Genomic DNA, 15,534 nt, shown 5'->3' with positions numbered 1-15,534 from the left:
TTGTGAAATTCATTGACATTTTTATTAAAAAAGCGTGTGTTGGTTGATTTCCGCGGGGCTGGCGGTGAGCCTTCCCCCAGGAGTCGAGCACCTTACGCTTCAATCAACTTATAAGAATAAGGTTCTAATATAACTAAAATATGAAAAGCTGGAAATTAGTCAACATGTGACAAACCCAGGAAATATCAATCTAAGAGATTCCCGTTATCACCCTGCATGGTACAATAATAAAAACAGAAAGGACGACATGAATATGAAGAAGTTACTTAAATATATGCTGACGGCCGCGCCTTTTCTTTATATGATCTTGATTTGGGTCATGTCGAGCAATCCCGATGATGCCGTGTTACGGATCCCGGATGACGGCGTGGACCGGTTTGTGAAAGAGTCCCTTCACTTAGTCGAATTCGGCATCTTGTATGGATTATTCGTGATTGCCTTGCTTGCTCACGCAAAGCTTCGGTTCACGCTGAATTTCACCGCCGCACTGATTTCCATCTTTTATGGCTTCGTGGATGAGATCCATCAATCCTTCGTTCCGTATCGGTCGTCCACGATGATCGATGCCGCCAAGGATCTGATCGGGGTGACGGTCCTGTTTTGGATTGTGAACCGCACCTATTTCCGAAATCCGGATCACGGGCTGACAAAGAAGATGAGGAGATTTGAAGACTATCTAAAAAAGGATTGAGTCTGGTCACGAGACCGAACTCAATCCTTTTTCTTATCTTTGTGCCGTTACCTTCTGAAGGAGTTTACTGGATTCTGTGATTTTGACATCTTTGTAATAATGGGTCACGATGTCCTGATAATCCTTGCCTTCCTTGGCCATCCCATTGGCTCCGTATTGGCTCATACCGACGCCATGGCCGAATCCTTTCGTGGCGATGACAATGTGATCGTCTTTTTTATACCAGGTGAAGTCTGATGATCGGAGTTCTAATTTTTCTCTTATTTCACGGCCTGAGAATCCCTTGCCGTTAATTTCGACGCTGGCCACTCTCTTGCCCTCGGTTCTTGACGTGATCGTCCCGACGGATCCATCCTTTGGCAGCGTGACGCCAAGTTTCTGTTCAAATTCCTTGATCGGGATGATTTTTTGGTCCTCGAATTTCGGCGATGATTTATCCCACGGGCTTTCCACACTTCGTAAATACGGAATATCATCGGCCCAATACGCTTCTGAATTTTCCGTGTAGCCGTTGCTCGTTGAGAAGAAGGCGGCAGTAATCGGCTTATTGTCATATGTCAGCACCTTACCCTTGGTCTCAAGGACCGCTGCTGAGATTTTCTTGATCTTCCAGTCGTAATCAGATCCCCACAGGGTGGCCAGTTCTTTTTGATTTTTATACACCTGATGGGATACGGTATCCGTCACATCGGCTCCCTTCGGCACGGAGGAATCATCTGAAAGTAACTGATTCACGATATACGTCCTTGCTGCAAGAGCCTGTGCCTTTAAGGCTTCCTCTTCAAAATCCGCCGGCATCTCACCCGCCACCACACCTACTACATACTGCTCCAGGGGCAGCTTTTCAATGAGATCCTGGCTCGAACGGTAGACCGCCACCTCGACCGAGTCTGCCAATTCTTCCACGGGTGGGCTTTTCAGCTTTTCGTCCAGGTTTGCCGTATCCTTGTCTGATGAAAATGGGAGTACCAGCAGAGTGGGTACAATAAAAATGATGCTGATAAAGATTGAGAAGATGATCACTACGGGTTTCAACTGCTTCATGTTCGCGGCCTCCAATGAAAGATTAAATAGGAGAATGTCCTTGCACACTTCTCCACTCTCTTTCATATGTATGGTAGTGGACAAGCAATTATGATTGTGAATTGGGAGAGTTTGAGGGTAGGGAATGATAGTATGCAAGGGAATGGGTTTTTTGAAAATAAAATGTTGGAATTGAAAATAAATGCCGTAGTTTTGAAAATAAAATGAGGTTTTTGAAAAGAAGTGTGGCGTTTTTGAAAATATATCGTTGCTGACACTCGATCTTCACTATGATCTCGGTCTCTCAGTTTCCAAATCCTGCCGTTTTCTTCTGGAATAGAGCCGTTATGCGGAAAAATCCAGCCACTTTCATGAAAAATCCTGCCGATATCGACCACATTTCAGCCGAAATGATCATTAATCCAGCCGAATTACTTTTTTTACCAACTAACAACATCACCAGTCACACGTCACCCACACCAAAAAACCAAACAAAAAAGGCAAGCTCCTATAAGAGAGCTCACCTTTGATCTACCTATTTATGCATCCTTAATCATATCTTGCTCAGAAACAGGTGTTTCCTCCACTTCCTTCACACGCTCGATATCGGCACCAAGGCCTGCAAGCTTCTGATGGAAGTTCACATATCCACGATCTAAATGCTTTAGTTCTGTCACGCGAGTGTAACCGTCTGCGACAAGACCAGCGATGGAAAGTGCTGCTGCTGCACGAAGATCCGTTGCAGCCACTTCCGCCCCTTGAAGAGGTGTTGGTCCGTTCATGATGACAGAGCGGCCTTCAATCTTGATGTCTGCGCCCATACGACGGAATTCTTCTGCATGCATGAAACGATTTTCAAAAACTGTTTCAGTGATGACGCTGGTACCGTCTGCTGCTAGAAGCAATGCCATCATTTGGGATTGCATATCTGTCGGGAATCCTGGATGAGGCATCGTTTTGATATCGACGGATTTCAACTTTTCAGGTCCGATGACACGAAGGCCATCTCCTTCGTCGATGATCGTAACGCCCATCTCTTCCATCTTCGCCACTAATGAAGATAAGTGTTCAGGGATTGCTCCTTTTACAAGGACATCACCTTGTGTGATCGCAGCTGCAACCATGAAGGTACCTGCTTCGATACGGTCAGGAATGATGCTGTGCTCCACGCCATACAGACGGTCTACACCCTCGATACGGATCGTGCCGGTTCCTGCACCTACTACGCTTCCTCCCATTTTGTTCAGGAAGTTCGCTAGGTCGACGATTTCAGGCTCTTTTGCTACGTTTTCCAAGATGGTTGTTCCTTCTGCAAGAACCGCTGCCATCATGATGTTTTCTGTAGCCCCAACGCTTGGGAAGTCCAGATACACCTTGGCACCCTTTAGTCTTCCATCTACTTCAGCTTCGATGAAACCATTTCCTACCTTCACTTTGGCTCCCATTGCTTCGAAGCCTTTTAAGTGTTGGTCAATCGGTCTTGATCCAATTGCACAGCCACCAGGAAGAGCGACACGCGCTTTACCTGTTCGCCCTAAGAGTGATCCCATTACAAGAACGGATGCACGCATTTTACGCACATATTCAAACGGTGCTTCAATAAACAACTCTCTTGATGCATTCACGATGACTTCACCATTGTTAAACTCTACATCTGTATTTAAATGACGTAATACTTCATTGATCGTATATACATCGGAGAGTGGTGGTACATTTTTTATGACACTTTTTCCTTCACTTGCTAATAATGTAGCAGCGATGACTGGTAAAACGGCATTCTTAGCTCCTTCAACTTGCACTGTACCGCTTAAACGCTGACCGCCGCGGACGATAATTTTTTCCAAGAGTATTCCCCTCCGCGTCCAATTTCTCTATATTAATATTCAATAATTAGGATGGGTGTGCCAATCACAAAGGTTGTCTTAGCGCCCATTCCATTTTTCCGTAAGCCTAGTTGTATATTCATATCATCATTTTTTGTAGGTATAGTCCGTGACATTTGTTCCGAGTAAGCTGAAATGGAATAAAAGTCTTCTTCTTTAAGTGATTCCAGTTCTTTTGCGTCTAATTTCGACATTAATTCGACAGCCTGATTCGACAAAACTTTCTCAAGCTTATCATTGAATTCGCCTTTTATACAAGAGAAAATCAACGGTTTAGTAGTAAAAATGATTTCCATATTTGGGATGAATTCAGACTTGATATACTGCTTCGCATCTGTTCCCAACGCTTTCTGATTTCCCCGCATTTCATACATAATATACGAAACCGAGTGCTCGTTTGTGAGGGTCCTCTGAAACTTAATGGTTTCTTCCCCGTGAGACGTCTGACGTTGTCCCACAACCACTACTTCTTCAGCTGACTTTTGCGTCACCCAGTCAAAATCAGAAAATGTTTCTTGCATAGTAGTACTATATTTGGCAAACCCTTTATTCGTGAAGCTTTTTTTGTTTTCTCTTGCATATAGAGACCATTCAGTTATCTGACCCTGAGAATGAACAATGGCTTGATCAAGCTTTTCAATGTCTAATAAATGTTTGGCTTCGATAGTGTTGTTCCCATTATAGACAGTAAGAAAACCTAATCCAACGAAAAAGATTAAAATAATGTAAAGATACCGACCCATTTTTCATTCCTCCCCTTACCTTAAGTCTGTCCGAATAGGAGGAGAACATACTTGAAAATAGTCGTCATCTTTTTACAATTATTGAGGCTTTCCGGTCGTCCGGTGAAAAGGGTTTCACTTTGAAACTTTTTCACAAAGGAACGAACACAAAATTAATCTTACTCAAATCAGGATCCCTTGAAAACATGCAGGAAGACCTATTTTTGTCAGAAACTCTACTTATTCAAAGAAAACAGGCAAGCTTTGAGACCAAAGGTAATAATCCAGTAAAAAACGGCTGACGGCTGACCCGATTGCGACCGTCAACAGGATATACAATAGTCTCCCTTGAGCGACTCGATTTTTCTTCAGGAGCTTGTCTAACTGAATGGCTTGCAGTGACCAAAACGTGATCCCGAACACAAATAGATGCACTAGCATGCTGATAAGGGCCTGTTGTCCAAAGCTTTCCACCACTCTTCTCACTCCCTTTTAAATCATTTTGACGCACATAGACCATTCTACCACATAATTCTGTAACAACACATCCATTTTACAAAATTTTTAAGTTGAGTTAAGCATTGAAATTTTGCTGGTTTTTAGTTTTCATCGGGGGTGTGGGATGACGCTTCCATACGGGTGATTTCTATTCCGGGATTTTTCTTTGTATGTAGAGTTACGTCGTGGACGTTCGTGGAGGTCCGTCCCTCAAAATAACGCTGTTTTGATATATTTCCGATCGGTAAACGTGATGGATACTATGTTTTTTTAATATTTGTTTCTTATATGGTGAGGTCCGTCCCTCAAAAAAACCACCCATTACAGGGGATTGTAATGGGTGGTTTTTTTGAGTTTTTTGGGGGAGGTGTGGAGGGGGATGCTGGGTGGGGTTATTTGCGTTTGTTTTTATTTTTGCCTTTGCCTTTTTGGCGTTTTTCCATGCATTCGTAGTAGTAGCCTTGACAGTCGCAGTTGGCTTGTTTGCCTTTTCCTTTGCCCTGGTCCTTCTGTTTGCCTTTGCCGCCTTTAGCGTCTTGGTTACCCATTTCTCCCATCATCCATTGGTATTCCCCGTATTGTTTGCATTGGTTCTGACCTTTTCCTTGCCCTCTTTTCGTGCTCATCATTTCATCTCCTTTTTGTTCTTTCTTTAGTTTACGTGTCTGGGTGGTGTGGCGTATGGGTTGTCCCCCCGTTTTCTGAGCCCTTTTTATCACGATGAAAGGATGATAGTGTACGAAAGATCCCTGAATCCCGACGACTAGTCCTATAAAAAGGGCTTCTGTAATAGTACGCCGTCACGGCCTGTCACATATACATAAAGTGAAAACGTTTAGATAACTGGAGGGAACTAGTATGAATAGAGAATTATTGTCATCACTGGTAGGAAAAGTGGTAAAGGTGAACCGTGGAGGCCCTGAGTCACGTGAAGGAAAGCTTTTGTATGGAGGGGACGATCACTTTGCCCTGCTGTCTGAAAAAGATGGAGTCGTTTACTTCAACTCGGCACATGTAAAGAGTATTTCTCAAAACATCAAGACTGGGATGCCGGTTAAGGAAGAACTGTCAGAAGAAGGTTTGGAATTTATGAAAGAAGACACATTGGGTACATTGCTCACAAGCTTGAAATACCAATGGGTCAAGATCAACCGCGGAGGTCCTGAAAAGATCGAGGGGATCCTTGATCATTCAAGTGATGAATTCGTCACGCTGGTGTTAAATGAAGAAGTTGTCCGCCTAGCTACGTATCATATCAAGAGCATCAGCTACGGCGTGAAGCCGGAAAAAGAAGAGAAAACGGAAGAAGAGAAGTAATTCTCTAGAGAGTAAGGAGGAGCATAAATGAGTAATTTCAATGATTCATTAAAAGCATTGACCGGACATCAACTTAACATTATGTTGAATGACGGCACGAAGCTGTCAGGTCAGCTGGCAGAGGTCAGTGCTGAAATGTTGACCATCTATTCAAGTGAAAACGAAACATTATATTATCCGATTTCACAAATCCAGTCTGTGACCAAGAGCTCTAAATATGTAAAAGCATTGCCGGTTGCCGGTGATCATCTAAAAGGGGAAAAGATTTCGGACGTCTTGTCTCAGAGCCTGCTTAACTGGGTGACGATCAACGGTACCGGAAAAGCATCCTATTCCGGTATTCTATCAGCAGTGGAAAATGATCACCTCGTGTTGACTCAAGGGAAGGACAGAGTTTACCTGAAGCATTCTTCCGTTCTGAACGTATATGATGCGTCTAAGAAGACGACTTCCACTGACACTGACAGCGGATCGTCAAATTCGTCCGACGGTTCGTCCAAAAATGAAGATTCATCTGCTCAAGCATCGTCACAGAAACAATCTTCAAATAAATCTTCAAGTAAATCTTCAAGTAAAAATGTGAAAAAACGTAAGCCCGCCTTTTACCTTGATGAAATTGAAGGAGCCAATTCTTCCAAGTAATGGTTCTCTATTCAATATAATGAAACTCGGGAATGGGCAAATACAATGAACAAATTGTTTAATAGAAAAATAATCTCAGTATCCACTATGGGGTTCTTCCAAGAGGGTGCTGGGATTGTTCTTAACATCTTGTCAACGGCTTCATCTATTCAAACTGATTTGATCCAAGAATCTGGACAAAGTATCTTGGGCAAGAATCAATGAAATGAATAGCTACACTGTTCAGAAAGGAGTAACATGCGCATGAAAAATGTCTATTCGAAATTCACCGGAGAAGCGGTCATTATTGAACTGACTGGTAAGAAGACGATCAATGGATACTTAATCGAAGTGGGCAATGAAGTTCTGATCGTCTATAACGGAGAAGATTATATCTATATCTCTACCTCCCATATTAAAAACTTGTCGATCGTAACGAAGGAATTCATCGGGATCAACGAACCAAAGGAAAGTCCCCAGCTCGAGCAGGAGGATCAGTTGTCACTGAGAAAAATTCTGACGACGGCCAAAGGAGTCTTCCTTGAAATTTACACGATGGGCAATCAGCCGATTCACGGCTATATTACGGGCATCATGAATAACTACTTCTCCTTCTATTCCCCTGTTTATAAAACGATGTATATCTCCCTGCAGCATTTAAAATGGTTGATTCCTTATTCGACGAATCAGTCACCTTTCCGCCTCGCAAAAGAGAACCTTCCCGTCAATCCATCAACCGCCATCTCCCTGGCGAGGAGCTTTGAGGTTCAGATTGAAAAACTGACCGGCCACCTTGTCGTATTGAATCTTGGCGTCAATGAAGAGTTGATCGGTAAGATTGAGAAAGTGGACGGGAACATCATGGAAATGATTACGGCCAAAGGGGATTCCATCTACTTGAATATGCAGCATATTCAGACCGTTCATTTACCATAAAAAAAACCACCTTTCGACTTGAAAGGTGGTTTCTTCATTATTTAGAAATTACGTTCGGAAACGTTAATTCTGTTCATGGCACGCTTAAGAGCGAGTTCGGCACGACGGAAATCTACGTCATCCTGTTGTGCCTGCATGCGATCTTCTGCACGGCCTTTTGCTTCTTTCGCGCGTTGTACATCGATAGCTTCTGCTGTTTCAGCAGACTGTGCTAGAATTGTCACTTGTTCAGGACGTACTTCTAAGAATCCGCCACTGACAGCTACAAGCTCAGTGTTGCCACCTTTTTTCAGGCGAACCGCACCGATTTGTAGTGGAGCAACCATCGGAATGTGTCCAGGTAAGATTCCAAGCTCACCGCTTTGAGCTTTCGTGCTCACCATTTCCACTTCTGAATCGTACACTGGGCCATCGGGAGTGACAATATTGACTTTTAATGTCTTCATTTTCTTCCCTCCTGGTCCCTAATTATACCTCTACGCCCATTTCTTTCGCTGCAGCCAATACGTCCTCGATCGGACCTACCAGACGGAATGCATCTTCAGGGATGTGGTCGTATTTACCTGCAAGAATATCAACGAAGCCTTTAACTGTGTCCTTCACTTCTACGTAAGAACCTTTTTGGCCTGTGAACTGTTCTGCAACGTGGAAGTTTTGAGATAAGAAGAATTGTACACGACGTGCGCGGTGTACTGTCAGCTTATCATCATCAGAAAGCTCATCCATACCAAGGATCGCGATGATATCTTGAAGTTCTTTATAACGCTGTAACGTTTGTTGAACGTTACGGGCAACATTGTAGTGTTCTTCTCCAACGATCTCTGGAGAAAGAGCACGGGAAGTCGAAGCCAATGGATCTACCGCAGGATAGATACCCATTTCAGAAAGCTTACGCTCAAGGTTCGTTGTTGCATCAAGGTGAGCGAAAGTCGTTGCAGGAGCCGGATCCGTATAGTCATCGGCAGGTACATAGATCGCTTGGATCGATGTGACAGAACCTACGTTTGTTGACGTGATACGCTCTTGCAGTTGACCCATTTCAGTGGCAAGTGTCGGCTGGTAACCAACGGCAGATGGCATACGACCTAGTAGGGCAGACACCTCAGAACCTGCTTGCGTGAAACGGAAGATGTTATCGATGAACAGAAGTACGTCTTGACCTTGCTCATCACGGAAGTATTCAGCCATTGTAAGACCTGTCAGGGCAACACGCATACGCGCTCCTGGCGGCTCATTCATTTGTCCGAATACCATCGCTGTTTTCTTGATAACGCCAGAATCGCTCATCTCGTGGAAAAGGTCATTTCCTTCACGAGTACGCTCTCCAACACCGGCGAATACAGAGATACCACCGTGCTCTTGAGCGATGTTGTTGATAAGCTCCTGGATTAATACGGTTTTACCAACACCGGCACCACCGAATAGACCGATCTTACCACCCTTGATGTATGGAGCAAGTAAGTCTACTACTTTGATACCTGTTTCAAGAATCTCAACTTCTGTAGAAAGCTGATCGAATGTAGGTGCCTGTCTGTGAATTGGATCGCGACGTGCGCCTGCATCAACAGGTTCATCTAAATCGATTGATTCACCTAGAACGTTGAATACACGACCTAATGTAACATCCCCTACTGGTACAGAGATTGGCGCGCCTGTATCAAGTACATCGGCTCCACGTTGTAAACCATCTGTAGAAGCCATTGCGATCGTACGTACAGAATCATCACCTAGGTGAAGGGCAACCTCTAATGTAAGTTCAGCTCTATCTGCAATTTGGACCTTTAAAGAGTTGTAGATATCAGGAAGTTGCCCGCTGGCGAACTTGACATCAACAACTGGACCCATTACTTGAAGAACGTGTCCTTTGTTCATCTCTTTCCCTCCTAACTAGCTTTTGACAAAAACTTTATGAAGTCTAAACGGTCTAATACCGTAAAAGTTCTATTCGAGTGCAGCTGCCCCGCCGACGATCTCAGTGATTTCCTGAGTGATCGCTGCTTGACGCGCACGGTTAAATTTCAGTGTAAGGTCACTGATGATTTCCTTCGCATTATCGGTTGCATTTCTCATCGCTGTCATACGAGCGGCGTGCTCACTTGCTTTACCGTCAAGTAACGCACCGTAAATCAAGCTTTCAGCGTATTGAGGAAGCAACACTTCAAGGATCTCCTCTGCAGAAGGCTCGAATTCATATGAAGCAAGCTTTCCAGAAGGAGTCAGATCCGTTAACGGTAATACTTTTTTCTCCGTAACATCCTGTTGGATGGCACTTACATAGTGGTTATAGAACATGTACAGTTCATCGTATGCCTCAGCCGAGAACATATTAACCGCTTTGTTTGCAATATCTTTAATGTCAGCGAAGTTCGGTTGATCAGGGAGACCAACGACGGATTCCATGACATTGTAGCCTTTTTTACGGAAGAAATCAGCACCGACACGGCCCAGAGCAATAATGGCGAATTCATCATTCGAGCTGTGACGCTCTTTAATTCGATTGCTAACAGCGCGGATTACGCTACTGTTATATGCCCCCGCCAAACCGCGGTCTGATGTAATAACCAGGTACCCGGTTCTTTTAACGGGGCGGGAGACTAGCATCGGATTCCTCACACCTTGACTGCCCGCTGCAACGGATGTCACCACTTCCTGGATCTTGTTCATGTAAGGAACGAATGACTTAGCATTCGTCTCAGCACGATTCAATTTGGAAGCCGATACCATTTCCATTGCTTTGGTGATTTGACTTGTCTTTTTGGTAGAAGTAATACGAGTTTGTATATCGCGTAACGATGCCACTGGTTCTCACCACCCTTTACATATTGTCAGATATAGGGAGCCGGGCTTATGGCCCTTCTCCCTATCATCCCTTATTCAGACTTGATGAACGTCTTCTTGAATTCATTGATCGCAGCTTTCATTGCATCGTCTTCAGGAAGACCTTTAGTCGTGCGAATATGGTCTAACAGTTCCGTATGGTTGTGATCTAACCAGCTTAGAAGTTCAGACTCGAAACGACGAATATCTACTACTGGAATATCATCTAAATGACCTTTTGTCAGTGCATAGAAGATCATGACTTGTTTTTCAACTTTAAGTGGTTTGTTAAGATCCTGTTTCAGTACTTCTACTGTGCGCGCTCCACGATTCAGTTTCGCTTGAGTCGCTTTATCAAGATCTGATCCGAACTGAGCGAATGCTTCAAGCTCACGGTAAGCCGCTAAGTCAAGACGAAGCGTACCGGATACCTTTCTCATCGCTTTGATTTGTGCAGATCCACCAACACGTGATACGGAAAGACCCGCATTAATCGCCGGACGTACACCGGAGAAGAATAGGTCAGATTGTAAGAAAATCTGTCCATCCGTGATGGAGATAACGTTTGTCGGGATATAAGCGGAGATATCTCCTGCTTGTGTTTCAACGAATGGTAATGCTGTGATGGAACCGCCACCTTTAGCATCACTCAATTTCGCCGCACGCTCCAGTAAACGGGAGTGCAAGTAGAATACGTCACCAGGGAATGCTTCACGGCCCGGAGGACGACGTAATAATAGGGAAAGCTCACGGTAAGCAGAAGCCTGCTTGGAAAGATCATCATATACAACAAGAACGTGCTTGCCGTTATGCATGAACTCTTCACCCATTGTGATACCAGCGTAAGGTGCTAAGAATAGCATTGGAGCCGGTGAAGCAGCTGATGCTGTTACAACGATTGTGTAATCTAATGCACCGTGCTTACGCAGGGTTTCAACCGCGTTACGTACAGTTGATTCTTTTTGACCGATGGCTACGTAGATACATACCATGTCCTGGTCTTTTTGGTTCAGAATCGCATCGATGGCAACAGATGTTTTACCTGTTTGACGGTCACCGATGATCAATTCACGTTGTCCACGACCGATTGGAACAAGCGCATCGATCGCTTTGATACCCGTTTGAAGTGGCTCGTGTACGGATTTACGATCCATAACACCAGGTGCTCCACTTTCAATCGGACGTGTTTTTGTTGTGGCAATTGGACCTAATCCATCAACTGGTTGTCCAAGTGAGTTTACTACACGACCAACTAGTTCTTGTCCTACTGGTACTTCCATGATACGTCCAGTACGACGAACCTCATCGCCTTCACGAATGTCAGTATATGGTCCGAGAATGATAATACCTACGTTGTTTTCTTCTAAGTTCTGTGCCATACCCATGACACCGTTAGAAAATTCAACAAGCTCTCCAGCCATGACATTGTCGAGGCCATGAGCACGAGCGATACCGTCACCGATTTGGATAACTGTACCTACATCGCTTACTTTCATCTCAGACTGATAGTTTTCAATTTGCTTTTTTATCAGCGCGCTGATTTCTTCCGCCTTGATGCTCATGAATTTCACCCCTCATTTATACGAAAGTTAACGAATTAGTTCACGCTCAAGACGAGTCAATTTACCTTGCAGGCTTCCATCATAGATGCGTGTCCCGATTTGGACCTTGATGCCGCCCAGTAAATTTTCGTCTGTCACATTGGTAATTCTTAATGATTGTTTTCCGACTTTTTTTGCAAAAGAAGACGACAATGCTGTTTGCTCATCTTCTGTTAAAGGACGTACAGAGTATACTGTCGCATCTGCAATCCCGCGTGCTTCATTGGTCAGTTCGATGAATGCCTCTACGACTCCTGTGATTTCGCCCGTACGGTGACGGTCCGTCATCAGCATCAGGGTGTTCAAGACATACGGGGAAGCTGTAGAAAATGCTTCCTGAATCAATGACTTCTTCTTATCTAACGTAAGCTTAGGATTTTCAAAGAGAACCGTTAATTCGGTGTTCTCAAGGAAAACCGCTCTCACTGTACGAAGCTCTTCTTCGATTCCTTCAAGCTGATTATGATCTTGGGCAATCTCGAAAAGAGCTAACGCATAGCGCTTTGCAACTGTAGAGTAGCTCATCGCTCTTCCCCTACCTCTTGAATATAATCATTAATTAACTTCTGTTGATCATCAGCTGAAAGTTCTTTCTCAATGACCTTAGAAGCAATAAGTACTGATAAAGAGGCAACCTGTTTCTGAAGTGCAGCCACAGCCTGTTCTTTTTGTGTTTCGATTTCGCGCTTTGCAGATTCTTTCAATCTCTCTGCCTCTTGACGAGCAGTTGCGATGATCTCTTCACGTTGTTCAGAACCTTGTTTCTTAGAGTTTTCAATCATAGATTGTGCCTCAAGGCGAGCTTCTTTCAGAAGTTTCTTTTGTTCTTCTAAAATATTGTTAGCCTCAGTGCGGCTCTTTTCAGCTGCCGTGATTTCACCGGCAATGTGGTCTTCACGCTGTTGCATGATCCCCATTAATGGACCCCAGGCAAATTTCTTAAGAAGCGCCATTAGGACAAGGAACATGATCAGTTGGAAAGCGATATCCCCAGTGTTCAGGCCGGCATGAGCTGCCTCACCGATAACGAATGCGTTAGTTAACATACTCGATTCACTCCCTTCAAGAATCGATTGGATCGTATTTTTTATAAATGAACCATTCTTGCGAAGAATCTATTCTCTGGTACATAGGAATGGCGAAGATAATCGTCTAGACGAACTTCGCCATTCAAACTGTCCGTATTAGTTGCTTCCCAGTGCGATGAAAGCGATAACTACACCGATGATAGGAAGTGCCTCAACTAATGCGATACCGATAAACATTGTTGTTTGAAGAGTACCACGTAATTCTGGTTGACGTGCAATCCCCTCTACTGTACGACCTACGATCAGACCGTTACCAATACCTGCTCCTAGTGCTGCTAAACCAACTGCAATTGCTGCTGCGATAAGATACATTCTAAATTTCCTCCTTTAGTATATAAGAAAAATATTTTTTACATATATGTTTGTCCACCGTAATGAACAGGTATATATTAATGGTCGTGGCTTACTTTGTGAGCCATATAAACCATTGTTAACATACAGAAAATGAAAGCCTGGATCGATCCGACAAACACCGAGAATCCTTGCCAAGCAAGCATTGGTGCGATAGCCCCGATCGTTCCGCCGATACCACCGTTAACGGCAAGACCCGCAAGTAGTGCAAGCAGGATTTCACCGGCATAAATGTTACCGTAAAGACGAAGACCCAATGTAAGAGTGTTTGCAAACTCTTCAATGATTTTCAGCGGGAATAACCACCACATCGGCTTGAAGAAATCCTTCCCGTATTCACCAAATCCCTTTAATCTGATTCCATAGAAATGGGACAGTACCACGACCATAACCGCCAGGGTCATCGTGATGGCAGGATCGGCTGTAGGTGATTTCCACCATAATTCACCGTCATATACGACAGAGAATGGCAGACCCAGCATATTCGATACAAAAATATACATGATAATCGTGAGACCTAAGATATGAAAACGGCCACCCGTCTTCCAGTCCATGTTGCTCTTAATGATCCCTTTAACAAAGTCCATGACCCACTCGAAAAAGTTCTGCATACCGGTAGGCTTCAGGGCTAAGCGACGTGTAGATAAGAGGGCAATAACAAACACTATGGCCGTTGCGACCGTGATCATCAAAACGTTCGCAAGGTTAAAAGTCAAACCCAGGAAATGGGCTGTAGGTGCTCCATGATTCAAAATACTTCACCTCTCTTCCCCGCTATTTATTAGTTTTGAAGCTGCTGAAAAAATAATCTATCATAATGACAATATAGGTCGTCATTAATCCAATAATAAGACTTAGGAGATGAAATGTTTCTGGAAATCGTGTGGCAATGATGACTCCAAGGGCGGCTGCGGCCATACGGGAAGTGGTTCCTAGTGATCTCACTTTTTGCCCGGCTACCACGGCGTCCCCGAACTTCGAGACCCGCTTGGTCATGCCCCAGTGCATATAAAGACTTAGTAATGTCCCTAAAATTAACCCTAAGAATATTGATTTGTGGGCGGTGAATCCCCAGCCCAGGACGTAAATAGATAGCACGTAAAGTATGTATTTCCGCTGTCTATTAAACATTTGATGGAGTTCCGGCATATCTTATTATTCTCCTAAGAAGAAATGTCGTACTGTTCGAAGCATCGCATAGATTCCTGCGGCGAGACCGAGGAATAGTCCGATGATTAAAAAGAGTGGTGCTGAATCAACCTGCTGATCGATCCATCTGCCAAGGAAAATCCCGACTAAGATAGACCCGACAAGCTGTGCCAAAATGGCCGAATAAATCGCCATCGCTTTATATGGGCTTTCGTTGTTTTGACCCATTTCAACCTCTCCCATTCAAACGGAATTTGAACATGAGGCAAGCATTTCAGACAGGACGCAAAAGCGATTGCATAAGGGTTTCTTCATTGTGAAAACCTTATCATTTTACATCCTTTGTAAGCATACAATAGGGCTTAATCTATGTCAATGCGTTCAAGTTAAAAAGTTCACAACCTATCCACGTGTTTCTATATTGTTCACATTTTCAACACATTTGGTAGAAAAGCGGAGGCGGGTTGGTCAGGCCCGACAAGCACAACTGGGAAATCCCTAAAGGCGCTTTTTGCCTTTTGGGATTTTTCAGTTGTGACCTCGAGGGACTACCCGCCGGAGCTGGACATCGCGAAAAGCGGAGGGGGCTTGCTCTGGGGCGACAAGCATAAGACAAGTCGACCGGAAAGGCGCACTTTGCCTTTTTGGTCGGCTTGGCTTATGACCTCGAGCCCCAAGCCCCCGGAGCTGGACATGCAGAAAAGCGGAGGGGGCTTGCTCTGGGGCGACAAGCATAAGACAAGTCGATCGGAACGGCGCTCTTTGCCTTTTTGGTCGGCTTGGCTTATGACCTCGAGCCCCAAGCCCCCGGAGCTGGACATGCAGAAAAGCGGAGGG

20 protein-coding genes are annotated in these 15,534 nt (G+C 44.3%); 4 read left to right on the top strand and 16 right to left on the bottom strand.

What is annotated here, in order from left to right; genetic code table 11:
- The first annotated feature begins 253 nt into the window (after positions 1–253).
- On the top strand, positions 254–691 hold the full coding sequence (locus tag JI667_RS16315) for a VanZ family protein (RefSeq protein ID WP_206857099.1): 438 nt from the start codon (positions 254–256) through the stop codon (positions 689–691).
- 33 nt (positions 692–724) lie between these two features.
- Here the strand turns inward: JI667_RS16315 and spoIID are convergent, their stop codons facing one another.
- The 6 genes from spoIID to JI667_RS16285 all read right to left on the bottom strand — a co-directional run bounded on the left by spoIID (position 725) and on the right by JI667_RS16285 (position 5,446).
- Positions 725–1,735 (bottom strand): stage II sporulation protein D, encoded by a 1,011-nt coding sequence (spoIID, locus tag JI667_RS16310; RefSeq protein ID WP_206857098.1) that lies wholly within the window; start codon positions 1,733–1,735, stop codon positions 725–727.
- A 283-nt stretch (positions 1,736–2,018) separates the two neighbouring features.
- The gene (locus tag JI667_RS16305) at positions 2,019–2,174 is read right to left on the bottom strand and encodes a hypothetical protein (RefSeq protein ID WP_206857094.1); all 156 of its coding nucleotides are present in this window, start codon (positions 2,172–2,174) and stop codon (positions 2,019–2,021) included.
- A 79-nt stretch (positions 2,175–2,253) separates the two neighbouring features.
- Positions 2,254–3,558 (bottom strand): UDP-N-acetylglucosamine 1-carboxyvinyltransferase, encoded by a 1,305-nt coding sequence (murA, locus tag JI667_RS16300; protein ID WP_206857093.1) that lies wholly within the window; start codon positions 3,556–3,558, stop codon positions 2,254–2,256.
- Between the two features lie 32 nt (positions 3,559–3,590).
- The gene (locus JI667_RS16295) at positions 3,591–4,340 is read right to left on the bottom strand and encodes a YwmB family TATA-box binding protein (RefSeq protein WP_206857090.1); all 750 of its coding nucleotides are present in this window, start codon (positions 4,338–4,340) and stop codon (positions 3,591–3,593) included.
- Positions 4,341–4,559: 219 nt separating this feature from the next.
- Positions 4,560–4,796 (bottom strand): DUF1146 family protein, encoded by a 237-nt coding sequence (locus tag JI667_RS16290; protein ID WP_206857088.1) that lies wholly within the window; start codon positions 4,794–4,796, stop codon positions 4,560–4,562.
- Positions 4,797–5,209: 413 nt separating this feature from the next.
- Complete coding sequence (locus tag JI667_RS16285; RefSeq protein WP_206857086.1) at positions 5,210–5,446, bottom strand: hypothetical protein; 237 nt, start codon at positions 5,444–5,446, stop codon at positions 5,210–5,212.
- Between the two features lie 229 nt (positions 5,447–5,675).
- On the opposite strand from JI667_RS16285, the gene JI667_RS16280 reads away from it, so the two are divergent.
- The 3 genes from JI667_RS16280 (at position 5,676) to JI667_RS16270 (ending at position 7,691) form a co-directional block, all read left to right on the top strand.
- Entirely contained in the window at positions 5,676–6,134 is a 459-nt protein-coding gene (locus JI667_RS16280) for a hypothetical protein (protein WP_206857084.1), read from the top strand.
- A 27-nt stretch (positions 6,135–6,161) separates the two neighbouring features.
- The gene (locus tag JI667_RS16275; RefSeq protein WP_206857082.1) at positions 6,162–6,776 is read left to right on the top strand and encodes a hypothetical protein; all 615 of its coding nucleotides are present in this window, start codon (positions 6,162–6,164) and stop codon (positions 6,774–6,776) included.
- A 243-nt stretch (positions 6,777–7,019) separates the two neighbouring features.
- Positions 7,020–7,691 (top strand): DUF2642 domain-containing protein, encoded by a 672-nt coding sequence (locus JI667_RS16270; RefSeq protein ID WP_244668362.1) that lies wholly within the window; start codon positions 7,020–7,022, stop codon positions 7,689–7,691.
- A gap of 41 nt (positions 7,692–7,732) precedes the next feature.
- Here JI667_RS16270 and JI667_RS16265 read toward each other — a convergent pair whose 3' ends face one another.
- The 10 genes from JI667_RS16265 to JI667_RS16220 form a co-directional block, all read right to left on the bottom strand.
- A complete protein-coding gene (locus JI667_RS16265) occupies positions 7,733–8,137 on the bottom strand; it encodes a F0F1 ATP synthase subunit epsilon (RefSeq protein ID WP_034765168.1) in 405 nt (134 codons plus the stop codon).
- A 22-nt stretch (positions 8,138–8,159) separates the two neighbouring features.
- A complete protein-coding gene (gene atpD / locus JI667_RS16260; protein WP_206857078.1) occupies positions 8,160–9,563 on the bottom strand; it encodes a F0F1 ATP synthase subunit beta in 1,404 nt (467 codons plus the stop codon).
- 69 nt (positions 9,564–9,632) lie between these two features.
- A complete protein-coding gene (locus tag JI667_RS16255; RefSeq protein WP_206857075.1) occupies positions 9,633–10,490 on the bottom strand; it encodes a F0F1 ATP synthase subunit gamma in 858 nt (285 codons plus the stop codon).
- Between the two features lie 71 nt (positions 10,491–10,561).
- Positions 10,562–12,070 (bottom strand): F0F1 ATP synthase subunit alpha, encoded by a 1,509-nt coding sequence (atpA, locus tag JI667_RS16250; protein WP_206857073.1) that lies wholly within the window; start codon positions 12,068–12,070, stop codon positions 10,562–10,564.
- A 27-nt stretch (positions 12,071–12,097) separates the two neighbouring features.
- The gene (locus tag JI667_RS16245; protein ID WP_206857072.1) at positions 12,098–12,634 is read right to left on the bottom strand and encodes a F0F1 ATP synthase subunit delta; all 537 of its coding nucleotides are present in this window, start codon (positions 12,632–12,634) and stop codon (positions 12,098–12,100) included.
- Positions 12,631–13,155, bottom strand: coding sequence for a F0F1 ATP synthase subunit B (gene atpF / locus JI667_RS16240; protein WP_206857070.1), 525 nt, complete (start codon positions 13,153–13,155; stop codon positions 12,631–12,633). Before atpF ends, JI667_RS16245 begins: the two co-directional genes overlap by 4 nt.
- A 138-nt stretch (positions 13,156–13,293) precedes the next feature.
- Positions 13,294–13,509, bottom strand: coding sequence for a F0F1 ATP synthase subunit C (gene atpE / locus JI667_RS16235; RefSeq protein WP_206857069.1), 216 nt, complete (start codon positions 13,507–13,509; stop codon positions 13,294–13,296).
- A gap of 77 nt (positions 13,510–13,586) precedes the next feature.
- Entirely contained in the window at positions 13,587–14,300 is a 714-nt protein-coding gene (atpB, locus tag JI667_RS16230; RefSeq protein ID WP_206857068.1) for a F0F1 ATP synthase subunit A, read from the bottom strand.
- Between the two features lie 22 nt (positions 14,301–14,322).
- Positions 14,323–14,697, bottom strand: coding sequence for an ATP synthase subunit I (locus JI667_RS16225; RefSeq protein ID WP_206857067.1), 375 nt, complete (start codon positions 14,695–14,697; stop codon positions 14,323–14,325).
- Between the two features lie 6 nt (positions 14,698–14,703).
- A complete protein-coding gene (locus JI667_RS16220; protein ID WP_206857066.1) occupies positions 14,704–14,925 on the bottom strand; it encodes an AtpZ/AtpI family protein in 222 nt (73 codons plus the stop codon).
- Positions 14,926–15,534: the final 609 nt, after the last annotated feature.

The organism is Bacillus sp. NTK074B (assembly GCF_017303375.1).
Taxonomy (GTDB): domain Bacteria; phylum Bacillota; class Bacilli; order Bacillales; family Bacillaceae_B; genus Rossellomorea.
This window is presented reverse-complemented; position numbering and strand designations above follow the sequence as displayed.

What these genes read in the sequence shown, in the direction of transcription:
- JI667_RS16225 (WP_206857067.1), bottom strand. Translation starts at nt 14,697, where the DNA reads ATGCCGGAACTCCATCAAATGTTTAATAGACAGCGGAAATACATACTT.
- JI667_RS16285 (WP_206857086.1), bottom strand. Translation starts at nt 5,446, where the DNA reads ATGATGAGCACGAAAAGAGGGCAAGGAAAAGGTCAGAACCAATGCAAA.
- JI667_RS16275 (WP_206857082.1), top strand. Translation starts at nt 6,162, where the DNA reads ATGAGTAATTTCAATGATTCATTAAAAGCATTGACCGGACATCAACTT.
- JI667_RS16280 (WP_206857084.1), top strand. Translation starts at nt 5,676, where the DNA reads ATGAATAGAGAATTATTGTCATCACTGGTAGGAAAAGTGGTAAAGGTG.
- JI667_RS16245 (WP_206857072.1), bottom strand. Translation starts at nt 12,634, where the DNA reads ATGAGCTACTCTACAGTTGCAAAGCGCTATGCGTTAGCTCTTTTCGAG.
- JI667_RS16295 (WP_206857090.1), bottom strand. Translation starts at nt 4,340, where the DNA reads ATGGGTCGGTATCTTTACATTATTTTAATCTTTTTCGTTGGATTAGGT.
- atpD (WP_206857078.1), bottom strand. Translation starts at nt 9,563, where the DNA reads ATGAACAAAGGACACGTTCTTCAAGTAATGGGTCCAGTTGTTGATGTC.
- JI667_RS16270 (WP_244668362.1), top strand. Translation starts at nt 7,020, where the DNA reads ATGAAAAATGTCTATTCGAAATTCACCGGAGAAGCGGTCATTATTGAA.
- spoIID (WP_206857098.1), bottom strand. Translation starts at nt 1,735, where the DNA reads ATGAAGCAGTTGAAACCCGTAGTGATCATCTTCTCAATCTTTATCAGC.
- atpF (WP_206857070.1), bottom strand. Translation starts at nt 13,155, where the DNA reads ATGTTAACTAACGCATTCGTTATCGGTGAGGCAGCTCATGCCGGCCTG.
- JI667_RS16315 (WP_206857099.1), top strand. Translation starts at nt 254, where the DNA reads ATGAAGAAGTTACTTAAATATATGCTGACGGCCGCGCCTTTTCTTTAT.
- JI667_RS16265 (WP_034765168.1), bottom strand. Translation starts at nt 8,137, where the DNA reads ATGAAGACATTAAAAGTCAATATTGTCACTCCCGATGGCCCAGTGTAC.
- atpA (WP_206857073.1), bottom strand. Translation starts at nt 12,070, where the DNA reads ATGAGCATCAAGGCGGAAGAAATCAGCGCGCTGATAAAAAAGCAAATT.
- JI667_RS16220 (WP_206857066.1), bottom strand. Translation starts at nt 14,925, where the DNA reads ATGGGTCAAAACAACGAAAGCCCATATAAAGCGATGGCGATTTATTCG.
- atpE (WP_206857069.1), bottom strand. Translation starts at nt 13,509, where the DNA reads ATGTATCTTATCGCAGCAGCAATTGCAGTTGGTTTAGCAGCACTAGGA.